This window comes from Halomonas cibimaris (genome assembly GCF_055379665.1).
Map to the genome: position 1 here is coordinate 1,578,928 of NZ_AP043828.1, position 22,244 is coordinate 1,601,171.

A 22,244-nucleotide genomic window follows, 5' to 3' on the forward strand; every position below is an offset into this window, starting at 1 on the left:
GTCCGACACAGACTACCCTGGCCGGTTGGATACCGCGTCTTGGCTTAAGCGCTCAATAGTGCGGCGGCGCCTCGTCTTCGGCGTTGCCTGCCTGGGCTGCCGCGGTGTCGGCCGTTATCTGCTGTTCGCGAAGCCGCTTTTGCATCAGTGCGCTGATGCTTTCCAGCGCCTCCAGCCGGCGCTGCTGGGTGATGACGGCCTGATCAAGGGTGTCGAGCCAGTCTTCCTGAAAGGCCAGGCGGGCTTCCAGATCGTCAAGTCGTGCCTGAAGGGCGGCAGGCGACAATTTGTGGGGCATGGTAACATCGCCGTCTTGTGGAGTTTGGGACGACGTATTGTCCTTCCTTTGTCATCGATACAACAAGCGAGCTTTTTCTATCCATGAATCCAAAAGTTGTGTTGCGCTGTATTCTGATCAGTCTGCTGCTGGCCGCGCCGGCGCCTTTTTTGCTGACGGGCATTTTTCAGCTGGTCAGCACCCCGCTTATCAATGAGTGGATCGCCGAGTTTGCCATGATCGGCGGCGTCGGCGCGTATTTTGCCGCAGCGCTTGGCTGCTTTGTGCTGCTGTGCGTGGGCACGCTGGCCGCCGCGGCGCTGGCGCCGCCCATGGTCGTGCAGGCACCCAGTGCCCCGGTAGCCGCCGCTGCGCCACCGGCGGATGAGGCGCCGGTGGCGTATGAACAAGAGGAGCGGGATCACGAAGATAACGTGATTGACCCCGACGACGGGCGCGAAGAAGGCGACGTCAAGTGGTTCAATACCAACAAGGGCTACGGCTTTATTACCCGGGACAGCGGCGAAGACGTTTTCGTCCATTTTCGCGCCATTCGCGGGCGCGGCCCGCGGATGCTGCACGAAGGGCAGGTGGTGCGCTATCAGGTGATTCGCAACGAACGCGGCCTGCAGGCCGACGACGTCAGCATTCTTGAATAGGCCAGGCGTTTTGCTGGCATAAGCCAGGCGCCTTCGCTTTATCCAAACCCCGCCGCGGCGGGGTTTTTTTGCGTAATACGCGCGGCTTTTGTGACGCGCTTACGCGCTGGCGGCCGGGCCGAACAGCGCCTCAACAATGGCGGTATAGATGCGGCTCAGGTCGTCCAGATCCGCGGCGCGAACGCGCTCGTTGGCCTTGTGGATGGTGGCGTTGAGCGGGCCCAGCTCCACCACCTGGGCCCCCAGCGTGGCGATAAAGCGCCCGTCCGAGGTGCCGCCGGAGGTGGATAGTTCAGGCCGCTTGCCGGTCACGGCCTGCACGCCCTGTGTGGCGGCGTCGATCAGCGCGCCGGCGGCGGTTAAAAACGGCTCGCCGCTGAGGTTCCAGTCCAGCTCGTAGGCCAGGCCATAGGCGTCCAGCAGCGCTTCGGTGCGCGTTTTGAGCGCGTCGGCGGTGACCTCGGTGGAAAAACGAAAGTTGAAGATCACTTCCAGCTCGCCGGGAATGACGTTGGTGGCCCCGGTGCCGGCGCGCAGGTTGGAAATCTGGAAGCTGGTGGCGGGAAAGAAGGCGTTGCCTGCGTCCCAGCGCTCTTGGATCAGCGCATCCAGCGCTGCCATGGCCTGGTGGACCGGATTGCGCGCCAGATGCGGATAGGCCACGTGGCCCTGAATCCCCTGTACCCGCAGCACGGCGCCCAGCGAGCCGCGCCGGCCGTTTTTGATCACGTCCCCCAGCCGCGCGGTGGACGAAGGCTCGCCGACAATGCAGTAGTCCAGCCGTTCGTGGCGCTCGCGAAGGTGCTCGACCACCGCCCGGGTGCCATCCCTGGCGGGGCCTTCCTCATCGGAGGTGAGCAAAAAGGCGATGCGCCCGTCGTGATCCGGGTGGCGGGCAACGAAAGCTTCCACGGCGGTGATCATGGCGGCCAGGCTGCCTTTCATATCCGCCGCGCCGCGCCCGCAGAGCATGCCGTCCGCGTCGATGCACGGCTCAAAGGGCGGATACTGCCAGGCGCTTTCCGGGCCGCTGGGTACTACGTCGGTATGGCCGGCAAAGGCCAGCACCGGGCCGTGGTGGCCGCGCACCGCCCAGAGGTTGTCGACCTCGCCGAAGGGCAGGCGCTCGATATGAAAATCCAGCGCCTCAAGCCGCGCGATGAGCAGCGCCTGGCAGCCTTCGTCGTCCGGGGTGACCGAGGGCCGGCGCATCAGCTCGCAGGCCAGTTGGAGCGTGGCAGACTCAGTTGTGGGCATGCAGCGCCTCGTTCAGTGCCACAGCACTCTTGTTGGTCAAGCATTCGATGCGCCCGTTTTGCGAGCTGCGCCGCAGCAACAGATCGCTCTGGCCGGCCAGCGCCCGGGCGGCGACCACGCCGGCCTCGCTGCCCTCGGCGTCGATCAGGGTGACCTTGGCCCCGGCGGTCACGTAGAGCCCGGCCTCCACGGTGCAGCGGTCGCCCAGCGGAATGCCGATGCCGGCGTTGGCGCCGATCAGGCAGCCTTCGCCGATCTTGATGACGATGTTGCCGCCGCCGGACAGCGTGCCCATGGTGGAGCAGCCGCCGCCCAGGTCCGAGCCCTTGCCCACGGTGACGCCGGCGGAGACGCGCCCTTCAATCATCCCCGGGCCGTCGCTGCCGGCGTTGAAGTTGACAAAGCCTTCGTGCATCACCGTGGTGCCTTCGCCGAGGTAGGCGCCCAGCCGCACCCGGGAGGTGTCGCCGATGCGTACGCCACGGGGGACGACGTAGTCGGCCATTTTGGGAAACTTGTCCACGCAGTCCACGCGCAAGGTGCGCCCGGCCAGGCGCGCCTTGAGCCGGCGGGCGGGCAGCTCTTCGATGTCAACGGGGCCTTCATCGGTCCAGGCGATGTTGCGCAGCAGGCCGAACATGCCGGTGAGGTCCACGCCGTGGGGCTTGACCAGGCGATGGGACAGCAGATGCAGCTTGAGATAGACCTCGGGCGCGGTTTGCGGCGGCCGGTCGCGGTCGATAAACATGGCCACCAGCGGGCGCCGGCTTGCCCCCAGCGCCTCGGCAAGCTCGGCCTGTTCGGCGTGGCCGGCGTCAGCCAGCGCCCGGGCGAGGGTCGGGCAGTCTTCGGGCAGAAAGCTCACGGCGGCGTTGCCGTCCGGGGCGTCCAGCGCCTTTTGGGCGGCGTCGGTCAGGCTGGCGTCCGGCTGAAAAAGCGGGGCCGGGTAGTAGATGTCCAGCCAGTCGCCCTGGGTGTTCTGGGTGCCGATGCCGAGTGCAAAGCTGAGCATGCGTCGCTCCTTGAATGCAGAAGATGCTGCGGAATGGGCGCGGCGGCCCGCCGCGCCTCAGGCGTCAGAGCGTGCCAAGATCGGCGTAGTCGCCGTCCCGGTAGCCGGTGGCAAGCAGGATGCCGTCAGCGGCGGTGAGCAGCGGGCGCTTGAGCAGGGTAGGGTGCTCGGCCAGAAGCGCCCGGGCCCGGGCCGTGTCCGGGGCGTCGGCGGCGAAGGCGCGTTTGTCGGCGTCATCCAGCTCGCGCCAGGTCTTGCTGCGTTTGTTGGCCGCGCCCGCCGCACCGCGCTCGGCCAGCAGCGTGTCGATCAGCGCCTGTGGCACGCCGTCTCGGCGCAGGTCGTGCAGGCGGTACTCCGTGCCCTGTGCATCAAGCGCCCGGCGGGCCTTGCGGCAGGTGTCGCAGGTGGTAATCGTGTAAAGGGTGAGCATGGTGTCCTCGGGTGATCCTTCGTCGTTATACGCTCAGCACGTCGATCAGACGCTCGCGCAGCCGGGCCTGACGGTCGGGATCGGTGAGCGGCTCGCCGGCCTTGGTGGTGATGAAAAACACGTCTTCCACGCGCTCGCCGAGCGTGGCGATCTTGGCGGCGGAAAGAGCGATGTCCTGCTCCATGAAAATGCGCCCCACCCGGGCCAGAAGCCCGGGGCGATCCGGGGCGGTGAGCTCCAGCAGCGTGCGCTCGTTGGCCGGGTCCTGCTCGATGCTGACGTGGGTGGCCACCTTGAAGTGCTTGAGCTTGCGCGGGGTGTGGCGGGTGACAATGCGCGGATAGTCGTCCGGGTCGTCCAGCTCCTCGACCAGATGGCGGCGCATCTCTTCTATGCGTTCGCTATCGCGGATGGCCTGGTGCTGGTTGTCCAGCACGATAAAGGTGTTCAGCGTCCAGTCGTTGTGCGAGGTGGCGATGCGCGCGTCGTGAATGGAAAGCCCCAGCTGTTCCATGGCCGCGGCGGTGGCGGCAAACAGATCGTCCACCGAGCGGGTATGGATAAACACCTGGGTGCCGCCCGTTTCCATGCCGTCGGCGGGTGCGCTGATCAGCACCAGCGGCAGCTGCGGGTCGCGGTGGGCGAGAATGCCCCGGGTCTGCCAGACGATTTCGCCGGGGGCGTACTGCAAAAAGTAGTCTTCGCCCAGCGAATCCCACAGCGGGTCGATGCGAGCGTCGTCGATGCCGGCATCGTGGAGCAGTGAGCGCGCCTCGTCGCGGGTTTCGCGCACCCAGTCGTCGCGGTCCGGCGGGTTGTCCAGCCCGCGGCGCAGCGCGCGGCGGGTTTCGGCGTGGAGCTGGCGCAAAAGCGTGGCTCGCCAGCCGTTCCACAGCGACGGGTTGGTGGCGTTGATGTCGGCCACGGTGAGCACGTACAGGTAGTCCAGCCGGGTTTCGTTGTGCACGGTCAGGGCGAAATCGCGGATGACTTCAGGATCGGTGATATCGCGCTTTTGCGCAGTCATCGACATCAATAGGTGATGCTCCACCAGCCAGCTGGCCAGGCGCGTATCGTGGGCGGAAAGCCGGTGGCTGTGGCAAAACGCTTCTACGTCCCGCGCGCCGATGATGGAGTGATCGCCGCCGCGGCCCTTGCCGATATCGTGAAACAGCCCGACGATCCACAGCACGTCCAGCCTTGGCAGTTTGGGCATCAGCTCGGCGGCCACGGCGTAGTCCGTCCGCGCTTCGGGCTTGCGAAAGCGGTGCAAAAGCTTGAGCAGCTTTAAGGTGTGGGCATCCACGGTGTAGAGGTGAAACAGGTCGTGCTGCATCAGCCCCACGGCCTGGCCGAACTCGGGCAGGTACTTGCCCAGAATGCCGTAGCGGTTCATCCGCCTGAGCTGGCGCGCCACGTTGCCCGGCGAGCGCAGAAGCGCCAGAAACAGCCGCTGGTGCGCCGGATCTTCGCGGTAGTGATCGTCGATCAGGTGGCGGTGATCGCGGATCAGGCGGATGGTGTCGGCGCGCACCCCTTCGATCTCGGGGTGGTTGGCCATGAGCAGAAAAAGCTCCAAAAGCGCTTCGGGATGCTCGCGAAACAGCGAGCGCGAACGCGCCTGAATATAGCCGCCGCGGGTCTCGAAGCGCTCGTTGAGCTCAATGGTTGCCAGCGCCTCGCCGCCGCGCAAAATGACCTCGTCGAAGTGCTGCAACAGCATGTCGTTGAGCCCGGCAAGGGCGGTGACGTGGCGGTAGTAGCGCTTCATGAACTGCTCGACGGCCAAACGCTCGGCGCTGTCCTTGAAGCCGAACAGCTCAGCGATGCGGCGCTGGTGGTCAAACAGCAGGCGGTCTTCGGCGCGCCCGGCCAGCATGTGCAGGGCGTAGCGCACCTGCCACAAAAACGCCTGTCCCTGGCTTAAAATGCGCAGCTCGGCGTCGTTCATAAAGCCGTTGGCGACGATATCGGCGTAGTGCTCGGTGCCGAAATGGCGCTTGGCCACCCAGCCGATCATCTGAATATCGCGAAGCCCCCCGGGGGAGCTTTTGATGTTGGGCTCCAGGTGATATTCGGAGTTGCTGTAGCGCTGGTGGCGGGCGAGCTGCTCGTCGCGCTTGGCGGCAAAAAAACGATCGGCAGGCCACAGCCGGCGGGTATCCAGACGTTCGCGCAGGGCGTCGCGCAGGCGCTCAGGGCCTTTTATCAGCCGGGTTTCCAGCAGGTTGGTCATCACCGTGACATCGTCCCGGGCTTCGCGCTCGCAGTCGTTAAGCGAGCGTACGCTGTGGCCGATTTCCAGACCGATATCCCAGAGAAAAGTGATAAAGGCGGTGAGCGGCTCGCGGTAGGCGCGGTCGTCATCGCCTTCGAGCAGCACCATCAGGTCGATATCGGAATGCGGGTGCAGCTCGCCGCGGCCAAAGCCGCCCACGGCGAGCAGGGCAATGCCGTCGTCGGGCCAGGCGTGCTGCGCCCAGGCAACGGCCAGCAGCCGGTCGAGGTGCCAGGCGCGCCCGCGCACCAGATCGCGAATGTCGGCACCCTGGCGAAAGCGCGCGTCCAGCTGCTGCTGAAGCGACGCCAGCGCCGCTTTGAACGGCGCGACCGGCGAGCGCGAGCCGGCGAGCTCGGCGCGAAAAGCGTCGAGATCGAGCAGGGTGGTATCCGGCACGAAGCGGTAGTGATGAAGCAGCATTAGCCCTCGAGAAAGCTCAGGTCTTCGTCGCGCCGGGCGGTGAGCACTTCCACGCCGGTGTCGGTGACCAGCAGAGTGTGCTCCCACTGGGCGGAAAGGCTGCGGTCCCGGGTCACCGCCGTCCAGCCGTCGCGCAGCACCTTGGTTTTGTAGCTGCCGACGTTGATCATGGGTTCGATGGTGAAGCACATGCCGGGGGCAAGCGCGATGTCGGCTTCCGGGGCGTAGCCGTCGTAGTGCAGAAACTGCGGCTCTTCGTGGAAGTCGGCGCCGATACCGTGGCCGCAAAAGTCGCGCACCACCGAATAGCCGCTGGCCTCGGCGTGGTGCTGGATGACCCGGGCAAGCTCGGACAAACGCACGCCGGGCTTGATGGCGGCCATGCTTTTATACAGGCATTCCTGGGTCACCCGGCTTAAGCGCTCGCCCTGAATGGACTCGCCGACGATGAACATCATGCTGGAGTCGCCGTGATAGCCGTCAGCGGTTCTGACGGTGATGTCGAGGTTCAGGATATCGCCTTTTTTAAGCTTTTTGGCGTCATCAGGGATGCCGTGGCAGACCACATGGTTGATCGAGGTGCACGTCGCCTTGGGAAAGCCGTGATAGTTCAGCGGCGCCGGGGTCGAGCCCAGCTCGTTGACGATATAGTCATGGCACAGGCGGTCAATTTCCCCGGTGCTGATGCCCGCCTTGACGTGGGGGATGATCATTTCAAACACGCTGGCCGCCTGGCGGCCGGCCACGCGCATCTTGTCGATTTCGGCGGACGTTTTAATCGGGACGTTCATGGATACTCGTTGATATAGAAGGTGAAAGCCATAAGGCGGTGAAGCCAGCGGATAAGATCCGGCCCGCGGATAAGCCGGTAAAAGGCGCGGCGACTTCATCTTGACGGGGAACTATGGTATAAAGCCGCGCGCTTTCCTGCAATCGTGCGTCGTATCCGGGCAGCGCTATGCACCCCGGCCTCGGCCGGAGCCGATAAGGGCTCGCCCCGGCGTTGCAACGAAGCGTGTCGCTACCGTGCCCCGCGGCGCGGCAGCCGCTACTTATATTAGTAACCGCAAGCCTTGAAAACACACATGCACCGGCACATGGTCCCGGGTGCCGATGAACGCCACGCGGCGTCGCCGGTCGGATCCATGGGGTGCGTGGAGGCCTAACCCGAGTTTCAGGAGTTCTACCATGGCACATGTCAATATGCGTGACCTGCTCAAGGCAGGTGCTCACTTCGGCCACCAGACCAAGTACTGGAACCCGAAGATGAGCCAGTACATCTTCGGCGCGCGCAACAAGATCCACATCATCAACCTTGAGTACACGCTGCCGGCGCTGAACGAAGCGATCGACGTTGTCGCCAAGATGGCCGCGGCCAACAACAAGATCCTGTTTGTCGGCACCAAGCGCAGTGCCAGCAAGATCATCAAGGAAGAAGCCAACCGCGTCGGCCAGCCGTTTGTCAATCACCGCTGGCTCGGCGGCATGCTGACCAACTTCAAGACCATCCGTCAGTCCATCAAGCGCCTGCACGACCTGGAAGCGATGCACGAAGACGGCACCTTCGAAAAGCTGGTCAAAAAAGAAGTGCTGATGACCACCCGCGAGCAAGACAAGCTTGAGCGTTCCATCGGCGGTATCAAGCACATGAACGGCCTGCCGGACGCGCTGTTTGTGGTCGACGTAGACCACGAGCGCCTGGCCATCAACGAGGCCAACAAGCTGGGCATCCCGGTCATCGGCGTGGTGGATACCAACTCCAACCCTGACGGCGTTGACTACGTGATTCCGGGCAACGATGACTCCATCCGCGCCATTCAGATCTACGTCAAGGCCATCGCTGACGCCTGCGCCAGCGCCAAGGAAGGGGATCCGGACGAGTTTGTCGAAGTTACCGACGACGAGGCCCCGGCCGCCGATCAAAGCGCTGCCGCCGAGTAAGCCGGCTCGCTTGTGGTACCGGCCAGGGGGTGCGCCCCCTGGCCATGGCGTTTCATCATTTCGTTAGACTTATCAGAGGTGAATTCCCATGGCAGCTATCAGCGCCTCTCAGGTCAAGGAACTGCGCGAGCGCACCGGCCTTGGCATGATGGAGTGCAAAAAAGCACTCACCGAAACCGACGGCGATATCGACGTCGCGATTGAAAATCTGCGCAAAAACTCCGGCCTCAAGGCCGCCAAGAAAGCCGAACGCACCGCCGCTGAAGGCGCCGTCGTTACCCGGGTAGCCGACGACGGCAGCTACGGCGTTATGGTCGAGATCAACTCCGAGACCGACTTTGTCGCCCGCGACGACAACTTCACCGCGTTTGCCGATACGATTGTGGATGCGTTTTTCGCCGCCAAAAACGACGACGTCGCCGCGGTGATGCAAGGCGATCTGGAAAAGACCCGCGAAGAGCTGGTGCAAAAGATCGGCGAGAACATCAGCGTGCGTCGCGCCGTGGTGGTGGACGCCGGCGAGGGCAACACCGTGGGCGCCTACGTTCACGGCGGCCGCATCGGCGTTTTGACCGTGCTCAAGGGCGGCACCGCTGAGGCCGCCAAGGACGTTGCCATGCACGTCGCGGCGATCAACCCAAGCGTTGCCCGTCCCGACGACATGCCCCAGGAGCAGCTGGACGCTGAAAAAGCGGTTATCCTGGCCCAGCCGGACATGGCCGGCAAGCCGGAAAACATTGCCGAAAAAATGGTCCAGGGCCGCCTGAAGAAATACCTGGCGGAAAACAGCCTGACCGAGCAGCCCTTCGTCAAAAACCCTGACCAGAGCGTGGCTGAATACGTCAAGGCAGCGGGCGGCGAAGTGGTCGGCTTTACCCGTTTTGAAGTGGGTGAAGGCATCGAGGTCGAAGAAGTCGATTTTGCCAAGGAAGTCATGGAACAGGCTGGCCGCGCCTAAGGCCTGCGTTTCTGTCCATGAGGCGTGCGTCCCGGCGCACGCCTTTGTGTATCTGCTTCCCGCTTCCGGGAGCCACCGCCATTTATCCGCTCACGCCTGCTGCAGGAGAGTTGCCATGCCCCACCAGACAAACGAACCGCTGTCCCCCGCCGCCCACAAGGCTGAAAGCCCGCAGTCGAGCAGCTCCAAGTCAAACTACAAGCGTATTTTGCTCAAGCTCTCGGGCGAGGCGCTGATGGGCGAGCACGACTTTGGCATTGACCCGAAGGTGCTTGACCGCATGGCGCTGGAAATCGGCCAGCTGGTCGGCATCGGCGTGCAGGTCGGCATTGTCATCGGCGGCGGCAACCTGTTTCGCGGGGCCGCGCTCAACGAGGCGGGCATGGACCGCGTCACCGGGGATCACATGGGGATGCTGGCCACGGTGATGAACGCGCTGGCCATGCGCGATGCGCTGGAGCGCTCCAACATTCGCTCCCGGGTCATGTCGGCCATTCAGATGAGCGGCGTGGTGGAACACTACGACCGCCGGTCGGCGATTCGCTATCTGACATCGGGCGATGTGGTGCTGTTTTCCGCCGGCACCGGCAACCCGTTTTTTACCACCGACTCCGCCGCCTGCCTGCGCGGCATCGAGGTCGACGTGGACGTGGTGATCAAGGCGACCAAGGTCGACGGCGTCTACGACAAGGACCCGGAAAAGCATCCGGATGCGGTGAAATACGAGCAGCTCAGCTACGATGATGCGCTGGAGCAAAAGCTCGGCGTCATGGATTTGACCGCTATCTGTCTGGTGCGTGACCATAATATGCCGGTGCGGGTATTCGACATGAACAAGCCGGGCGCGCTGCTGAACCTGGTCGTGGGAGGCCGGGAAGGCACGCTGATCAACCAAGGCTAATACGCGAGGGTAAGTGATGGAAGACATCAAGAAAGATGCCGCAACCCGCATGAAAAAAAGCGTCGAGATGCTGCATGCCAACTTCAACAAGATTCGTACCGGCCGTGCCCATCCGAGTATTCTCGATGCGGTCACCGTTGACTATTACGGCGGCGAGGTTCCGCTCAACCAGGTCGCGTCGATCAACGTGGAAGACGCGCGCACGCTGACGGTAAGCCCCTGGGAGGGCAACATGGTGCCCAAGATCGAAAAGGCCATCATGATGTCGGATCTGGGTCTCAACCCGTCAAGCGCCGGCAACGTCATTCGCGTTCCCATGCCCATGCTCACCGAGGAAACCCGCAAGGGCTACATCAAGCAGGCGCGCAGCGAAGCGGAAACCGCGCGGGTGGCGGTACGCAACGTGCGCCGCGACGCCAACGCCAGCCTCAAAACGCGGCTCAAGGACAAAGACATCAGCGAAGACGACCAGCGCCTGGGCGAAGAAGAGATCCAGAAGCTGACCGACAAGCATATCGCCGAGATTGATAAAGCGCTGTCTTCCAAAGAAGACGATCTGATGAAGGTGTAGCGTGCACGGTGCGCTATCGCCGCCCGATGCCGCCGTTTTCGACCTCGCGTTGCTTTCCATGTCTGATTTCAGAGCCGAGATGCCATGACGCCACCGTCGCCTACTGATACACGCCCGGCCCGCGCTGACAACGTCTGTGGCAACGTGCAAACGCCGGCGCTGCCCGCCCACGTAGCCGTTATCATGGACGGCAACAACCGCTGGGCGAAAAGGCGCGGCCTTTCCGGCGTGCGCGGCCATCGGGCCGGCGTCGAGTCGGTACGCGCGGTGATCCAGCGCGCCGGTGAACGCGGCGTGGGCACGCTTAGCCTGTTTGCCTTTTCCAGTGAAAACTGGAGGCGACCGGCAAGCGAGGTCAACGCGCTGATGGAGCTTTTTCTGATGGCGCTCAAGCGCGAAGTCAAAAAGCTCCACGAACGCGGAATCCGCCTGTCCATCCTGGGGGATCGGCAGGGCTTTTCCCATGCCATTCAGCAGCGTATCGCGCGCGCCGAAGCGCTGACCCGAAACAATGCCGGCATGCATTTGGTGATTGCCGCCAACTACGGCGGCAAGTGGGATATCGCCTGTGCAGCGCGGCAGCTGGCCGAGCAGGTAGCGGCCGGCACGCTTGACGCCGCCGACATTGATGCTGACCGGCTCGATCAGGCCATGGCGCATTCCGGCGTGCCGCCGGTTGACCTGTGCGTGCGCACCAGCGGCGAGCAGCGGCTTTCGAACTTTATGCTGTGGCAGCTGGCCTACGCCGAGCTGCATTTTTCTCCGCTGTTATGGCCGGACTTCGGCGCTGATGCGCTGGACGCCGCCCTTGACGATTTCGCCGGGCGCAAGCGTCGCTTCGGCATGAACGACGAGCAAACAGAGGTCCAGGGTGCTTAAACAGCGCATACTTACCGCCGCCTGGCTGGCGCCGCTGGCGCTGGCCGGGCTGTTCGGGCTTGACGGCGGCGCCTTTGCGCTGTTTGCCGGCGCCATTGTGCTGCTGGCCGGCCGAGAGTGGGCCCATCTGGCCGGTGTCACAACGTCGCTGGGACGCGGGCTTACGCTGGCCGGCCTGGCCGGTGTGCTGCTGGCGCTGTGGTTCGGCGGTGCGGCCCGGGCCAGCTGGCCGCTGGTGCTGGGGGCGCTGGGCTGGGCGCTGAACCTGTATTGGGTATCGCGCTATCCGGCCGCCGTGACCCAGTGGCAGACAACGAGTCGGCGGCTTGTCATGGGCTTTTGTGTGCTGGTGCCGTGCTGGGTCGGCTTTAACGTGCTGCGCGCCAGCGAGCCGGGCGGCGTGTGGCTGCTGTTTGTGCTGCTGCTGACGTGGGCGGCGGATATCGGCGCCTACTTTACCGGACGCGCCTTTGGCCGGCGCAAGCTTGCCCCGGCGGTCAGCCCGGGCAAGTCGTGGGAAGGAGTAATGGGCGGCATGGTTGCCACAGCGCTGCTGGCGCTGGTTTTCGCGGCCTGGCAGTCGCTGGGCGCGGCGGCGGCTGCCTTGCTGCTGGCGGCCACCGCCGGGGTGACCCTGGTATCGGTGCTGGGGGATCTTCTGGAAAGCATGCTCAAGCGCCACTGTGGGATCAAGGATTCCAGCAACCTGCTGCCCGGCCACGGCGGCGTGCTGGATCGCATTGACAGCCTGACCGCGGCGGTGCCGGTGTTCGCGCTTTTCTACCTGCAGGTGCTGGCCCTATGATGGACGCCGCCGTTCGCCGAATTACCGTGCTGGGGGCCACAGGCTCCATCGGCAAAAATACCCTGGACGTGATCGCCCGCCACCCAGAGCGCTACTCGGTGTATGCGCTGACGGCGCACACGTCAAAAAAGGCGCTGCTGGCCCAGTGTATTGAGCACCGCCCGGCGGTGGCGGTGCTTGACGGTGAGGCCGACGCGGCCTGGCTGCGCCGCGAGCTTGCCGCGGCAGGCATAGCCACCCGCGTGGCGGCCGGCGCCGAGGCGCTGTGTGATGTGGCCCGCGATAGCGCCGCCGATACCGTTATGGCGGCTATTGTCGGCGGCGCCGGGCTGTTGCCTGCGCTGGCCGCGGCGCGGGCCGGCAAGCGCGTGCTGTTGGCCAACAAAGAGGCGCTGGTGATGAGCGGGGCGCTGTTTATGGACGCCATCGCCGCGTCCGGGGCGACACTGCTGCCCATTGATTCGGAACACAATGCCATCTATCAGTGTCTACCCGCCGAGCATCGCGGCGGCCTTTCTCGCCACGGCGTATCACAGCTGCTGCTGACCGCCTCGGGCGGGCCGTTTCGCCATCTCAACGCCGAGGCCCTTGAACGGGTTACCCCCGAGCAGGCCTGCGCCCATCCCAACTGGTCCATGGGGCGCAAGATTTCCGTCGACAGCGCCACTTTGATGAACAAAGGCCTTGAGCTGATCGAGGCCTGCTGGCTGTTCGATGCCCACCCAAGCCAGGTGCAGGTCGTGGTTCACCCGCAAAGCGTGGTGCATTCCATGGCGGCCTACGACGACGGCTCGGTGATCGCTCAGATGGGTAATCCCGACATGCGCACGCCCATTGCCTACGGCCTGGCCTGGCCGGAGCGTATTGATGCGGGAGTGGCCACGCTGGATCTGTTTCAGGTCGCCCGGCTGGATTTCGAGCCGCCCGACGAGGCGCGCTTTCCCTGTCTGCGCCTGGCCCGGGAGGCCATGCTGGCCGGCGGCACCGCTCCCGCCGTGCTCAACGCCGCCAACGAAGTGGCCGTTGATGCCTTTCTTGATCGTCGCCTGGGGTTTGCATCCATTGCCCGAGTGGTGGAAGACGTGCTGGAAGGCCAGCCGCCGGGCGGTGCCAAGCGCCTTGAGGCAATTATTGACGCCGACCGGCGCGCACGCGACGCCGCTGTTCGGCGGCTGGCACACTACGCTGAGATGCGCGCCTAACCCGCGCATCCGGCGCGCAGGAGAAACAGCCAATGGGTCTGGTACAGAATATTCTAGCGGTGATCGTGGTGCTGGGCCTTTTGGTGACCTTCCACGAGTTCGGCCACTTCTGGGTGGCGCGCCGCTGCGGGGTCAAGGTGCTGCGCTTTAGCGTGGGCTTTGGCAAACCGCTGTGGTCCCGGGTAGACCGCCACGGCACCGAGTTTGCCGTGGCCGCCATTCCGCTGGGCGGCTATGTCAAAATGCTCGACGAGCGTGAAGCGCCGGTGGCCCCGGAAGAGCAGCACCGCGCCTTTAACCGCAAAAGCGTCTGGCAGCGCATCGCCGTTGTGGCAGCGGGGCCGGCGGCCAACTTTCTGCTGGCGATTGTGGCCTACTGGGCGCTGTTTGTGGCCGGCACCAGCGTGGTGGTGCCCAAGGTCGGCGCGGTGGCGCCGGCGTCGCCGGCTTTTGAAGCCGGGCTGCGCCAGGGCGACGAGCTGACCGGTATCCAGGGCGAGCCCGTGCGCTCCTGGGAAGACGTCAACCTGGCGCTGGTGGGGCTGATTGGCCACGACGGCGCGCTGGCGCTACAGGCGCGCCCGGAAGGCGCAAGCGCTGCTCGGCGCTACACGCTGCCGGTAGAGGACTATCTGGTGCGCCAGGACCCCCCGCGGCCGCTCAAGACCCTGGGTATTACGCCCTGGCAGCCGGCGTTTCCCCCGGTGCTGGGCCAGGTGGTGGACGGTGAGGCGGCAGCGCGTGCCGGGCTCAAGCCCGGGGATCGTATTGTTGCGGTCAACGGTGAGCGGATAAGCGACTGGATGGGCCTGGTCCAGCGCGTCCGCCAGCGCCCCGGCGAGGCGCTGACGCTGCGTTTCAAGCGCGACGGTGACAGCCGGGAAACGACCCTCACACCGAGCCGCCAGACGCTTTCGGATGACACGCAGATCGGCTATATCGGGGCCGGCGTGGCCGCTGCCCAGTGGCCCGACGAGATGCGCCGCGAAGTGCGCTTTGGCGCGGTTGAAGCGGTAGGCAAGGCGGTGTCGCGCACCGGCGAAATGACGCTGTTAACCCTGGATTCCATCGGCAAGATGCTGACCGGGCTGATCTCGCCGTCCAACCTGTCCGGGCCGATCACCATCGCCCGGATTTCCGGCGATTCGGCGCGCGCCGGGCTGGACGCCTTCGTCGGCTTTCTGGCGTATCTTTCCATCAGTTTGGGGGTGCTCAACCTGCTGCCGATTCCGGTGCTCGACGGCGGTCATCTGCTGTATTACGTCGTTGAGCTGGTGCGTGGGCGTCCGGTCTCCGACAAAACCCAGGCCCTGGGGCTGCGTATCGGCCTGGCGATGGTGGGAACGCTGATGCTGATGGCGCTGTACTTTGATCTGATGCGCCTGTGGTAACAACGTGTGCCGTGGCAGCGTGCCTTGTCATCTGCCCGCACAAATGTATAAGGTGCCTGTCTATTCGGTGGGCAGACCAACGCGAGCGAACTGACTGCATGAAAATAAAGACCCTAGGAATGGCGGCATTTCTGCTGGCGGCAGCCGGCAGCGCCCAGGCACAGCCCTTTGACGTTTCTGACATTCGTGTAGAAGGACTCAAGCGGGTCTCCGCCGCCTCGGTCTTTAATGCTTTTCCGGTAACCGCAAGCGATACCGTCAGCGAACGTGAGCTGGCCGCCGCCGCCCGGGAGCTGTTTGCAACCGGTTTGTTTGACGATGTCTCCCTGGCCCGGGAAGGCAGCGTGCTGGTGATCCAGGTCGTCGAGCGGCCCACCATCGCGCAGTTGAACATCAGCGGCAACGATCAGATCGCGGAAAAGGACCTGCGCGAGGGGCTGCGCGAGGCCGGTCTGTCAGAGGGGCAGGTGCTGGCGCTTTCCACCCTGGAAGAAATCCAGCGCGAGCTGGAAAGCGTGTATCAGTCCCAGGGGCGCTACAGCGCGCGCATCGATGCCGGCGTGGAAACCATCGACAACGGCCGCGTGAAGGTCAATATCGACATCAACGAAGGCGACGTGGCACGCATCCGCCAGATTAACATCGTGGGTAACCGCGCCTTTGACGACGACACCCTGCGCGATCTGTTCGAGCTTGAGGATAGGCCGGGCATGTTTTTCGGCTGGTTTTCAAGCGATGAATATTCTCGCCAGGCGCTGGCCGGCGACATCGAACGGCTGCGCACCTACTATCTGGACCGCGGCTATGCCAACTTTGAAGTGGCCTCAACGCAGGTCTCTATCGGGCCGGAAAAAACCGATATCTACATTACCCTGAACGTACACGAGGGCGAGCAGTATCGCATTGGTGATATTGGCTTTACCGGCAGGCTGATACTCGATGAAAGCGAAGCCCGGTCGCTGCTGGCGGTGGATCGCGGCCAGCAGTTCTCGCGCAGCAAGCTCAACGCCTCCACCGAGGCGCTGCGCAAAAGGCTGGGCGCTAAAGGCTTTGCCTTTGCCGAGGTGAACGCCGTCCCGACGATGAAGGCCGACAGCACGGTGGATCTGGTGCTCAACGTCGACCCCGGCGAGCGCACCTACGTGCGGCGCATCGAGTTCGAGGGCAATACCACCACCCAGGACGAAGTGCTGCGCCGGGAAATGATTCAGATGGAAGGCGCGCCGGCCTCTACCGACGATATTACCCAGTCGCGTCAGCGCCTCAACCGCCTTGGCTTTTTTAAGCAGGTCGAAGTGAATACCCGGCGCGTTCCCGGCGAACCCAACAAGCTTGACGTGACCTATGAAGTGGAAGAGCAGCCGTCGGGATCGGTATCGGCCAGCATCGGCTTTTCCCAGAGCGCCGGGGTCATCTACGGCGCTTCGCTTTCGCAGAAAAACTTTCTGGGCACGGGCAACCGCGTCAACCTCGGCGCCCAGCGCAGTGACACCTTCACCAGCGTGAACTTCGGCTTCACCGACCCCTACTGGACCCTCAACGGCGTGTCCCGGGGGTATAACGTCTTCTATCGGGAAACCGACTATGAAGATTCGGATATCTCCACCTACTCCACCGACTCCTACGGCGCGGGCATCAGTTTCGGCTACCCCATCAGCGAGCTTTCCCGGCTGAACTTCGGCGCCAGCGCTGAAGATCTCAAGGTCAAGACCTACTACGACACCGCCTCGGAAATCGAGCGCTACGTCGATGACGAAGGCGACAGCGCCAAGGCGGTGAAGCTTACGGGCAGCTGGACGCGCAACAACCTCAACCGCGGCATCATGCCCACCGACGGCAGCTACCAGCGGCTGTCGGTGGAAACCGCCGCGCCCGGCAGCGATACCAGCTACTTCAAGCTGCGCGCCCGGGCGCAGCAGCTGTTTGCCCTGGACGACGATGATCTATGGTCGCTGAAGTTCTCCGGCAATCTGGGCTACGCCGATACCTTCGGCGGCAGCGACCCGTTTCCCTTTTACGAAAACTTCTACGCCGGCGGGCTTGGCTCGGTGCGCGGCTTTACTTCCAACACGCTGGGCCAGCGCACCACGCCCAAGCGCGAAGGCGGGCGCGACCGCACCCTGGGCGGCAACGTGCTGGTGGAAGGCAGCGCTGAGGTGCTGTTTCCCATGCCGTTTGTCGAAGACCAGGATTCCATGCAGTCTTCGCTGTTTGTGGACGGCGGCAATACCTTTTTGACGTCCTGCTACGACGTGCTCGATGACGATGCCGCGCGGCAGAACTGCAGCTCCGGCGTGGACCTGGGGGAGCTGCGCTACAGCGCGGGGATCGGGCTTTCCTGGCTGACGCCGGTAGGCCCTTTGACCTTCAGCGTGGCGCGGCCGCTCAACGACGAGAGCGACGATGACACCGAGTTTTTCCAGTTCTCTCTGGGGCAGTCGTTCTAGCGGACCCGGCCCTGGCTGCCCTGACCCGGGCCGTACCAACGAGGAGACACAAGCATGCGCAAACGGATAGCGGTGGCGGCGTTGTTGATCGTGACAGCGCCTGTGTACGCAGCCCAGGTGGCCGTGCTGGACTGGCGTGCGGCGCTGATGAATACCGATTCCGCCCAGTCTTCCCTGAGCCGGCTGCAAAACGAAGTGGGCACGCAGCAGCGCCAGGCCAAGCAGCTGGGCGGCGAGCTTAAGCGCCTCCAGCAGCGCCTGCAAAGCGAAGGCGATGTGCTCTCGGATGCCCAGCGCCAAGAGCTGATCGGCGAGCTGCAGCAGAAGGGCAGCCGCTTTGAGACTCTGCGCCGCGAGGTGCTGACGGCCCAGCAGCGCTCGGAGCAGCAGTTTCTTGAGCGGGCCGAGCCGACGCTGGAAAAGGCCGTTGATCGCGTCATCGAGCGCCACGGCATTGACGTTTTAGTCGAGCCTCAGGGCGTGCTGCACTCATCCATGGACCTGCCCAACCTCACCGACGAGGTTACGCAGGAATTCAACGCACTGAATTAACTTCATCCGGTATGGGATCGCCGTACCGCTAGCATCTCTGGGCGCTTATGACGCATGCTTCTCACTTTTTGACCCTTGCCGACATTGCCCGCCATCTCGACGCGACGCTGGTCGGCAACGGCCAGACCGCCGTGCGCGGCCTGGCCACACTCAAAGACGCCGGCCCCGACCAGATCGCGTTTCTCGCCAACCGCGCCTATCTCAAGGACCTGGCGGCCACGCGCGCCGGGGCGGTGCTGCTACATCCCGACCACGGCGAGAGCTGCCCGGCGGCGCGCCTGGAGCTGGACAATCCCTATCTGGGCTATGCGCTGCTTTCCCAGCTGTTTGACCCCGTGCCGGCCCGGGACCGCCCGGGCATTCATCCGGCCGCGACGGTCGCCGACAGCGCGCGGCTGGGCGAGGGCGTGTGCGTGGCGGCCAACGCCGTGATTGAGCCCGGTGCGGTGCTGGGCAAGCGCGTGGTGGTCGGGCCGGGGAGCGTGGTCGGCGCCGACAGCGAGCTTGGCGATGATACCCGCCTGCACGCCAACGTCACGGTCGGTCACGGCGTTGTGGTGGGCAAGCGGGTTATTTTGCAAAGCGGCTGCGTGATCGGCGGCGACGGCTTCGGCTTTGCCCACGACGGCGCCGGCTGGCACAAGATCGCCCAGCTCGGCGGCGTGGTGCTGGGTGACGACGTGGAAGTCGGCAGCTGTTCAAGCATTGATCGCGGGGCGCTTGGCGATACGCGGATCGGCCGCGACGTCAAAATCGACAGCCAGGTCCAGATTGCGCACAACGTACAGATTGGCGATCACAGCGCGCTGGCCGGCTGCGTGGGCATTGCCGGCTCTACCCGGGTGGGCAAGCACTGCATGCTCGGCGGCGGGGTGGGCCTTTCGGGCCATCTCACCCTGTGCGACGGGGTTCAGGTAACGGGGATGAGCCTGGTGACCAACTCCATCCACGAGCCCGGGGTATACTCTTCGGGCACCGGGGCCATGGCCAATCACCAGTGGCGCAAAAGTGCCGTGCGTTTCAAGCAGCTGGACGACATGGCCAAGCGACTGTCGCGGCTGGAAAAACACCGCGACTAAGCGACGGCCGGCATAATTTGTACGGTGGCGCGCTTGAGGCCCGCGGGCAGCGCGGTATAATCCACTGCTTTTTTTTACCGGCCAGAGCGCTGGGGCTATCCGCATCATGCGCCGGATGGCTTGTCATACAGAGGTCGCTTCGATGGTTATGGATGTCAACGAAATTCGCGAATACTTGCCCCACCGCTACCCGTTTTTGCTGGTGGATCGGGTAACGCAGCTGGTGGAAGGCGAAACCATCGTGGCGTACAAAAACGTCAGCATCAACGAGCCGTTTTTCAACGGGCACTTTCCGCACCACCCGATCATGCCCGGCGTGCTGGTCATTGAAGCGCTGGCTCAGGCCTGCGGCATTCTCGGCTTCAAGACGGTGAAAAAGCGCCCCGCCGACGGCTACGTGTATTACCTGGTAGCAAGCGACAAAGTGCGTTTCAAGCGCCCGGTCATGCCCGGTGACAAGCTGGTGCTGGAAGCCAACGTGATCCGCGGCAAGCGTGGCATCTGGAAGTTTGCCTGCCAGGCGACCGTAGACGGCGAAGTCGCCTGTGAAGCCGAGATCACCTGCGCCGAGAGGAAGGTGGCTTGATTCATCCAACTGCTCTGGTTGACGCCTCGGCGCGCCTTGCCGAAGACGTTGAGGTCGGTCCGTTCTGCGTGATCGGCCCCAACGTCACCATCGGCGCGGGCTCTGTTGTTGGCCCCCACGTGGTGATCAAGGGGCCGACGACGCTCGGGGCGCGCACGCGTATTTTTCAGTTTGCCTCGGTCGGTGAAGACTGCCAGGACAAGAAATACGCCGGCGAACCCACCCGGCTGGTGCTCGGCGACGACAACGTCATCCGCGAAGGCGTAACCCTGCACCGGGGCACGGTGCAGGATCGCGGCGAAACCACCATCGGCTCGCGCAATCTGTTTATGGCCTACGTCCACGTGGGCCATGACTGCGTGATCGGCAACGACTGTGTGCTGGCCAACCAGGTAACCCTTGCCGGCCATGTGACGCTGGGCGATTTTGCCATCATCGGCGGGCTTTCCGCGGTGCACCAGTTCTGCCACTTCGGCGAACACGCCATGGCCGGCGGCGGCTCGATCATCACCAAAGACACGCCGGCCTTTATCATGATCAACGGCAGCCCCGCCCAGGCCCACGGGCTGAACGCCGTGGGGCTCAAGCGTCGCGGTTTCGAGCGCGAAGCGCTCAAGGGCCTGTCTGACGCCTACAAGCTGGTCTACCGCCAGGGGCTGACCGTGGAACAGGCGCTTGTCACCATGCGCCAGCGCTACACCCTCGACGCCGTGGAGCGCTTTGCCGCCTCCATCGAGCGCTCCACCCGGGGCATTGTCCGCTAGGGCGCCTTGAACGAACCGATCTTTCCAGCGAGGCCTGTGATGGCGCTTCGGCGAGTTTACATCGTGGCCGGGGAGCTTTCCGGCGATATTCTCGGCGCAGGGCTGATGCGCGAGCTTAAACGCCGCCATCCGGGCGTCGAATTTCGCGGCATCGGCGGGCCGCGCATGCTGGCCGAGGGCATGCACGGCTGCTTTGCGCTGGAGACGCTATCGGTGATGGGGCTGGTCGAGGTGGTCAAGCACCTGCCCGAACTGCTGCGCGTGCGCCGGGCGCTGGTCAACGATGCGCTGGCCTTTACGCCCGATGTGATGCTGGGCATCGACGCCCCGGACTTCAATCTGGGGCTTGAGCGGCGCCTGCGCGAGGCCGGCATTACCACCGCCCACTACGTCAGCCCCTCGGTGTGGGCCTGGCGCCAAGGGCGGGTCAAGGGCATTGCCCGCGCGGTGGATGCCATGCTTACGCTGCTGCCGTTCGAGGCTGATTTTTACCGCAAGCACCGCGAACATCGGGTGCCGGTGGCCTTTGTCGGCCATCCGCTGGCCGATGAAATGCCGCTGGAAAACAACCGCGCCGCCGCCCGCCGAGCGCTTGCGCTTGCCCCCGAGGCGCTGACGCTTGCCGTGCTGCCGGGCTCGCGCGCCAGCGAAATCCGCTTTATGGGCGCGACCTTTCTTGCCGCCGTCGCGCTTCTCTGCCGGCGCTTTGCCACGCTCACAGTCGTGATGCCCGCGGCCACGCCGGCAAGGCGCGACGAGCTGGAAAGCCTGCTGGAAACGCTGCCGGCGTCTTCGCCGGCCCGGGGCCGGATCACGCTGATTGACGGGCAGTCCCGGGAGGCTATGGTGGCCGCTGATGCGGTACTGCTGACCTCGGGCACCGCCGCGCTGGAAGCCATGCTCTGCCACCGGGCCATGCTGGTGGCGTATAAAATGGCCCCGGCCACCCACTGGCTGGCCAAGCGGCTGGTCAAGACGCCGTGGATCTCGCTGCCCAATCTCATCGCCCGGGAAACGCTGGTGCCGGAGCTGATTCAGCACGCCGCCACGCCCGAGGCCATCGCTGACGCGCTGGGGGCGATGCTTGCCGACGCCGGCGCGCGCGCCGCTCTGGAAGCGCGCTTTGCCCGCATGCACGAAGGGCTCCAGCGCGGCGCCAGCGCCCGTGCGGCGGACGCCATCGAAGCGCTCGCCGCAGGGCGCGGCATTGAGGAGGCCAGCCATGGCTGAGTTACCCCCGCTGACGGTGAACTATCACGGCGAACGGCTGGCCGGCGTCGACGAAGTGGGCCGCGGGCCGCTTGCGGGCAGCGTGGTGGCCGCCGCGGTGATGCTCGATCCGACCCGGCCGATTGAAGGACTCACGGATTCCAAGAAGCTCACCCCGCGCCGGCGGGAGGCGCTGGACGCGCTGATCCGCGAGCGCGCGCTGGCCTTTGCCGTGGCGGAGGCCAGCGCCGCTGAGGTCGATGCGCTGAATATCTATCACGCCACCCACCTGGCCATGCGCCGGGCCATCGACGCGCTGGCGCCCGCAGCGGAATATCTGCTGGTGGACGGTAACCGCCTGCCGGGGCACACGCTGCCGGGCCAGGCCGTGGTCCAGGGCGATGCCCGCCACGACGCCATTGCCGCCGCCTCGATACTCGCCAAGGTGGCCCGGGACGCCCAGATGATCGCGCTTGACGCCCGCCACCCCGAGTACGGCTTTGCCCGGCACAAGGGCTACCCGACAAAGGTCCACCTGGCGGCCCTTGAACGGCTCGGCCCGCTCCCCGAGCATCGGCGCAGCTTTGCCCCGGTGGCCCGGCAGCTGGCGCTGCTTTAGG

At 64.6% G+C, this 22,244-nt stretch carries 22 protein-coding genes; 16 read left to right on the forward strand and 6 right to left on the reverse strand.

The genetic code is table 11. From position 1 onward, the window contains the following. Positions 1–52: 52 nt before the first annotated feature. Positions 53–298: a SlyX family protein gene (locus tag ACZ415_RS07335; RefSeq protein WP_344705089.1), complete on the reverse strand. Its 246-nt coding sequence runs from the start codon at positions 296–298 to the stop codon at positions 53–55. 83 nt (positions 299–381) lie between these two features. Here ACZ415_RS07335 and ACZ415_RS07340 point away from each other — a divergent pair, with 83 nt between their 5' ends. Next, complete coding sequence (locus ACZ415_RS07340; RefSeq protein WP_344705088.1) at positions 382–936, forward strand: cold-shock protein; 555 nt, start codon at positions 382–384, stop codon at positions 934–936. A 99-nt stretch (positions 937–1,035) separates the two neighbouring features. On the opposite strand, the gene dapE is transcribed toward ACZ415_RS07340, so the two are convergent. The 5 genes from dapE to map form a co-directional block, all read right to left on the reverse strand. After that, positions 1,036–2,193: a succinyl-diaminopimelate desuccinylase gene (gene dapE, locus ACZ415_RS07345; protein ID WP_344705087.1), complete on the reverse strand. Its 1,158-nt coding sequence runs from the start codon at positions 2,191–2,193 to the stop codon at positions 1,036–1,038. Beyond that, complete coding sequence (dapD, locus tag ACZ415_RS07350; protein ID WP_344705086.1) at positions 2,180–3,205, reverse strand: 2,3,4,5-tetrahydropyridine-2,6-dicarboxylate N-succinyltransferase; 1,026 nt, start codon at positions 3,203–3,205, stop codon at positions 2,180–2,182. The genes dapE and dapD overlap by 14 nt, the downstream gene beginning before the upstream one ends. Before the next feature lie 64 nt (positions 3,206–3,269). Continuing rightward, a complete protein-coding gene (locus tag ACZ415_RS07355; protein WP_344705085.1) occupies positions 3,270–3,638 on the reverse strand; it encodes an ArsC/Spx/MgsR family protein in 369 nt (122 codons plus the stop codon). 25 nt (positions 3,639–3,663) lie between these two features. Beyond that, positions 3,664–6,339: a [protein-PII] uridylyltransferase gene (locus ACZ415_RS07360; protein ID WP_344705084.1), complete on the reverse strand. Its 2,676-nt coding sequence runs from the start codon at positions 6,337–6,339 to the stop codon at positions 3,664–3,666. Then, entirely contained in the window at positions 6,339–7,130 is a 792-nt protein-coding gene (map, locus tag ACZ415_RS07365; RefSeq protein ID WP_344705083.1) for a type I methionyl aminopeptidase, read from the reverse strand. The genes ACZ415_RS07360 and map overlap by 1 nt, the downstream gene beginning before the upstream one ends. A gap of 397 nt (positions 7,131–7,527) precedes the next feature. Between map and rpsB the strand changes: the two genes are divergently transcribed. From rpsB to rnhB, 15 genes are all read left to right on the forward strand, one after another. After that, on the forward strand, positions 7,528–8,280 hold the full coding sequence (gene rpsB / locus ACZ415_RS07370; RefSeq protein WP_344705082.1) for a 30S ribosomal protein S2: 753 nt from the start codon (positions 7,528–7,530) through the stop codon (positions 8,278–8,280). Between the two features lie 88 nt (positions 8,281–8,368). Further along, positions 8,369–9,238 (forward strand): translation elongation factor Ts, encoded by an 870-nt coding sequence (tsf, locus tag ACZ415_RS07375; protein WP_344705081.1) that lies wholly within the window; start codon positions 8,369–8,371, stop codon positions 9,236–9,238. Between the two features lie 115 nt (positions 9,239–9,353). Beyond that, positions 9,354–10,139 carry a UMP kinase gene (gene pyrH, locus ACZ415_RS07380; RefSeq protein WP_344705080.1) on the forward strand — a complete coding sequence of 262 codons (786 nt, stop codon included), beginning with the start codon at positions 9,354–9,356 and terminating at the stop codon, positions 10,137–10,139. Between the two features lie 13 nt (positions 10,140–10,152). Beyond that, positions 10,153–10,710, forward strand: a complete 558-nt coding sequence (gene frr, locus ACZ415_RS07385) for a ribosome recycling factor (protein ID WP_344705079.1) — start codon at positions 10,153–10,155, stop codon at positions 10,708–10,710. Between the two features lie 183 nt (positions 10,711–10,893). Next, complete coding sequence (gene uppS / locus ACZ415_RS07390; protein ID WP_464387780.1) at positions 10,894–11,589, forward strand: polyprenyl diphosphate synthase; 696 nt, start codon at positions 10,894–10,896, stop codon at positions 11,587–11,589. Further along, positions 11,582–12,394: a phosphatidate cytidylyltransferase gene (locus ACZ415_RS07395; RefSeq protein WP_344705077.1), complete on the forward strand. Its 813-nt coding sequence runs from the start codon at positions 11,582–11,584 to the stop codon at positions 12,392–12,394. The genes uppS and ACZ415_RS07395 overlap by 8 nt, the downstream gene beginning before the upstream one ends. Beyond that, the gene (gene ispC, locus ACZ415_RS07400; protein WP_344705076.1) at positions 12,391–13,596 is read left to right on the forward strand and encodes a 1-deoxy-D-xylulose-5-phosphate reductoisomerase; all 1,206 of its coding nucleotides are present in this window, start codon (positions 12,391–12,393) and stop codon (positions 13,594–13,596) included. Before ACZ415_RS07395 ends, ispC begins: the two co-directional genes overlap by 4 nt. 32 nt (positions 13,597–13,628) lie before the next feature. After that, on the forward strand, positions 13,629–14,987 hold the full coding sequence (gene rseP / locus ACZ415_RS07405) for an RIP metalloprotease RseP (protein WP_344705075.1): 1,359 nt from the start codon (positions 13,629–13,631) through the stop codon (positions 14,985–14,987). A 98-nt stretch (positions 14,988–15,085) separates the two neighbouring features. After that, entirely contained in the window at positions 15,086–17,434 is a 2,349-nt protein-coding gene (gene bamA, locus ACZ415_RS07410; RefSeq protein WP_425552770.1) for an outer membrane protein assembly factor BamA, read from the forward strand. A 54-nt stretch (positions 17,435–17,488) separates the two neighbouring features. Beyond that, positions 17,489–17,986, forward strand: a complete 498-nt coding sequence (locus ACZ415_RS07415; RefSeq protein WP_344705073.1) for an OmpH/Skp family outer membrane protein — start codon at positions 17,489–17,491, stop codon at positions 17,984–17,986. Between the two features lie 47 nt (positions 17,987–18,033). Continuing rightward, positions 18,034–19,065, forward strand: coding sequence for a UDP-3-O-(3-hydroxymyristoyl)glucosamine N-acyltransferase (lpxD, locus tag ACZ415_RS07420; RefSeq protein WP_344705072.1), 1,032 nt, complete (start codon positions 18,034–18,036; stop codon positions 19,063–19,065). Between the two features lie 142 nt (positions 19,066–19,207). After that, positions 19,208–19,651, forward strand: a complete 444-nt coding sequence (fabZ, locus tag ACZ415_RS07425) for a 3-hydroxyacyl-ACP dehydratase FabZ (RefSeq protein ID WP_344705071.1) — start codon at positions 19,208–19,210, stop codon at positions 19,649–19,651. Next, positions 19,648–20,415, forward strand: coding sequence for an acyl-ACP--UDP-N-acetylglucosamine O-acyltransferase (lpxA, locus tag ACZ415_RS07430; protein WP_344705070.1), 768 nt, complete (start codon positions 19,648–19,650; stop codon positions 20,413–20,415). The genes fabZ and lpxA overlap by 4 nt, the downstream gene beginning before the upstream one ends. Before the next feature lie 39 nt (positions 20,416–20,454). Then, positions 20,455–21,645 carry a lipid-A-disaccharide synthase gene (gene lpxB / locus ACZ415_RS07435; protein WP_344705069.1) on the forward strand — a complete coding sequence of 397 codons (1,191 nt, stop codon included), beginning with the start codon at positions 20,455–20,457 and terminating at the stop codon, positions 21,643–21,645. Further along, on the forward strand, positions 21,638–22,243 hold the full coding sequence (rnhB, locus tag ACZ415_RS07440; protein WP_344705068.1) for a ribonuclease HII: 606 nt from the start codon (positions 21,638–21,640) through the stop codon (positions 22,241–22,243). Before lpxB ends, rnhB begins: the two co-directional genes overlap by 8 nt. The last annotated feature ends 1 nt before the right edge of the window (position 22,244 follow it).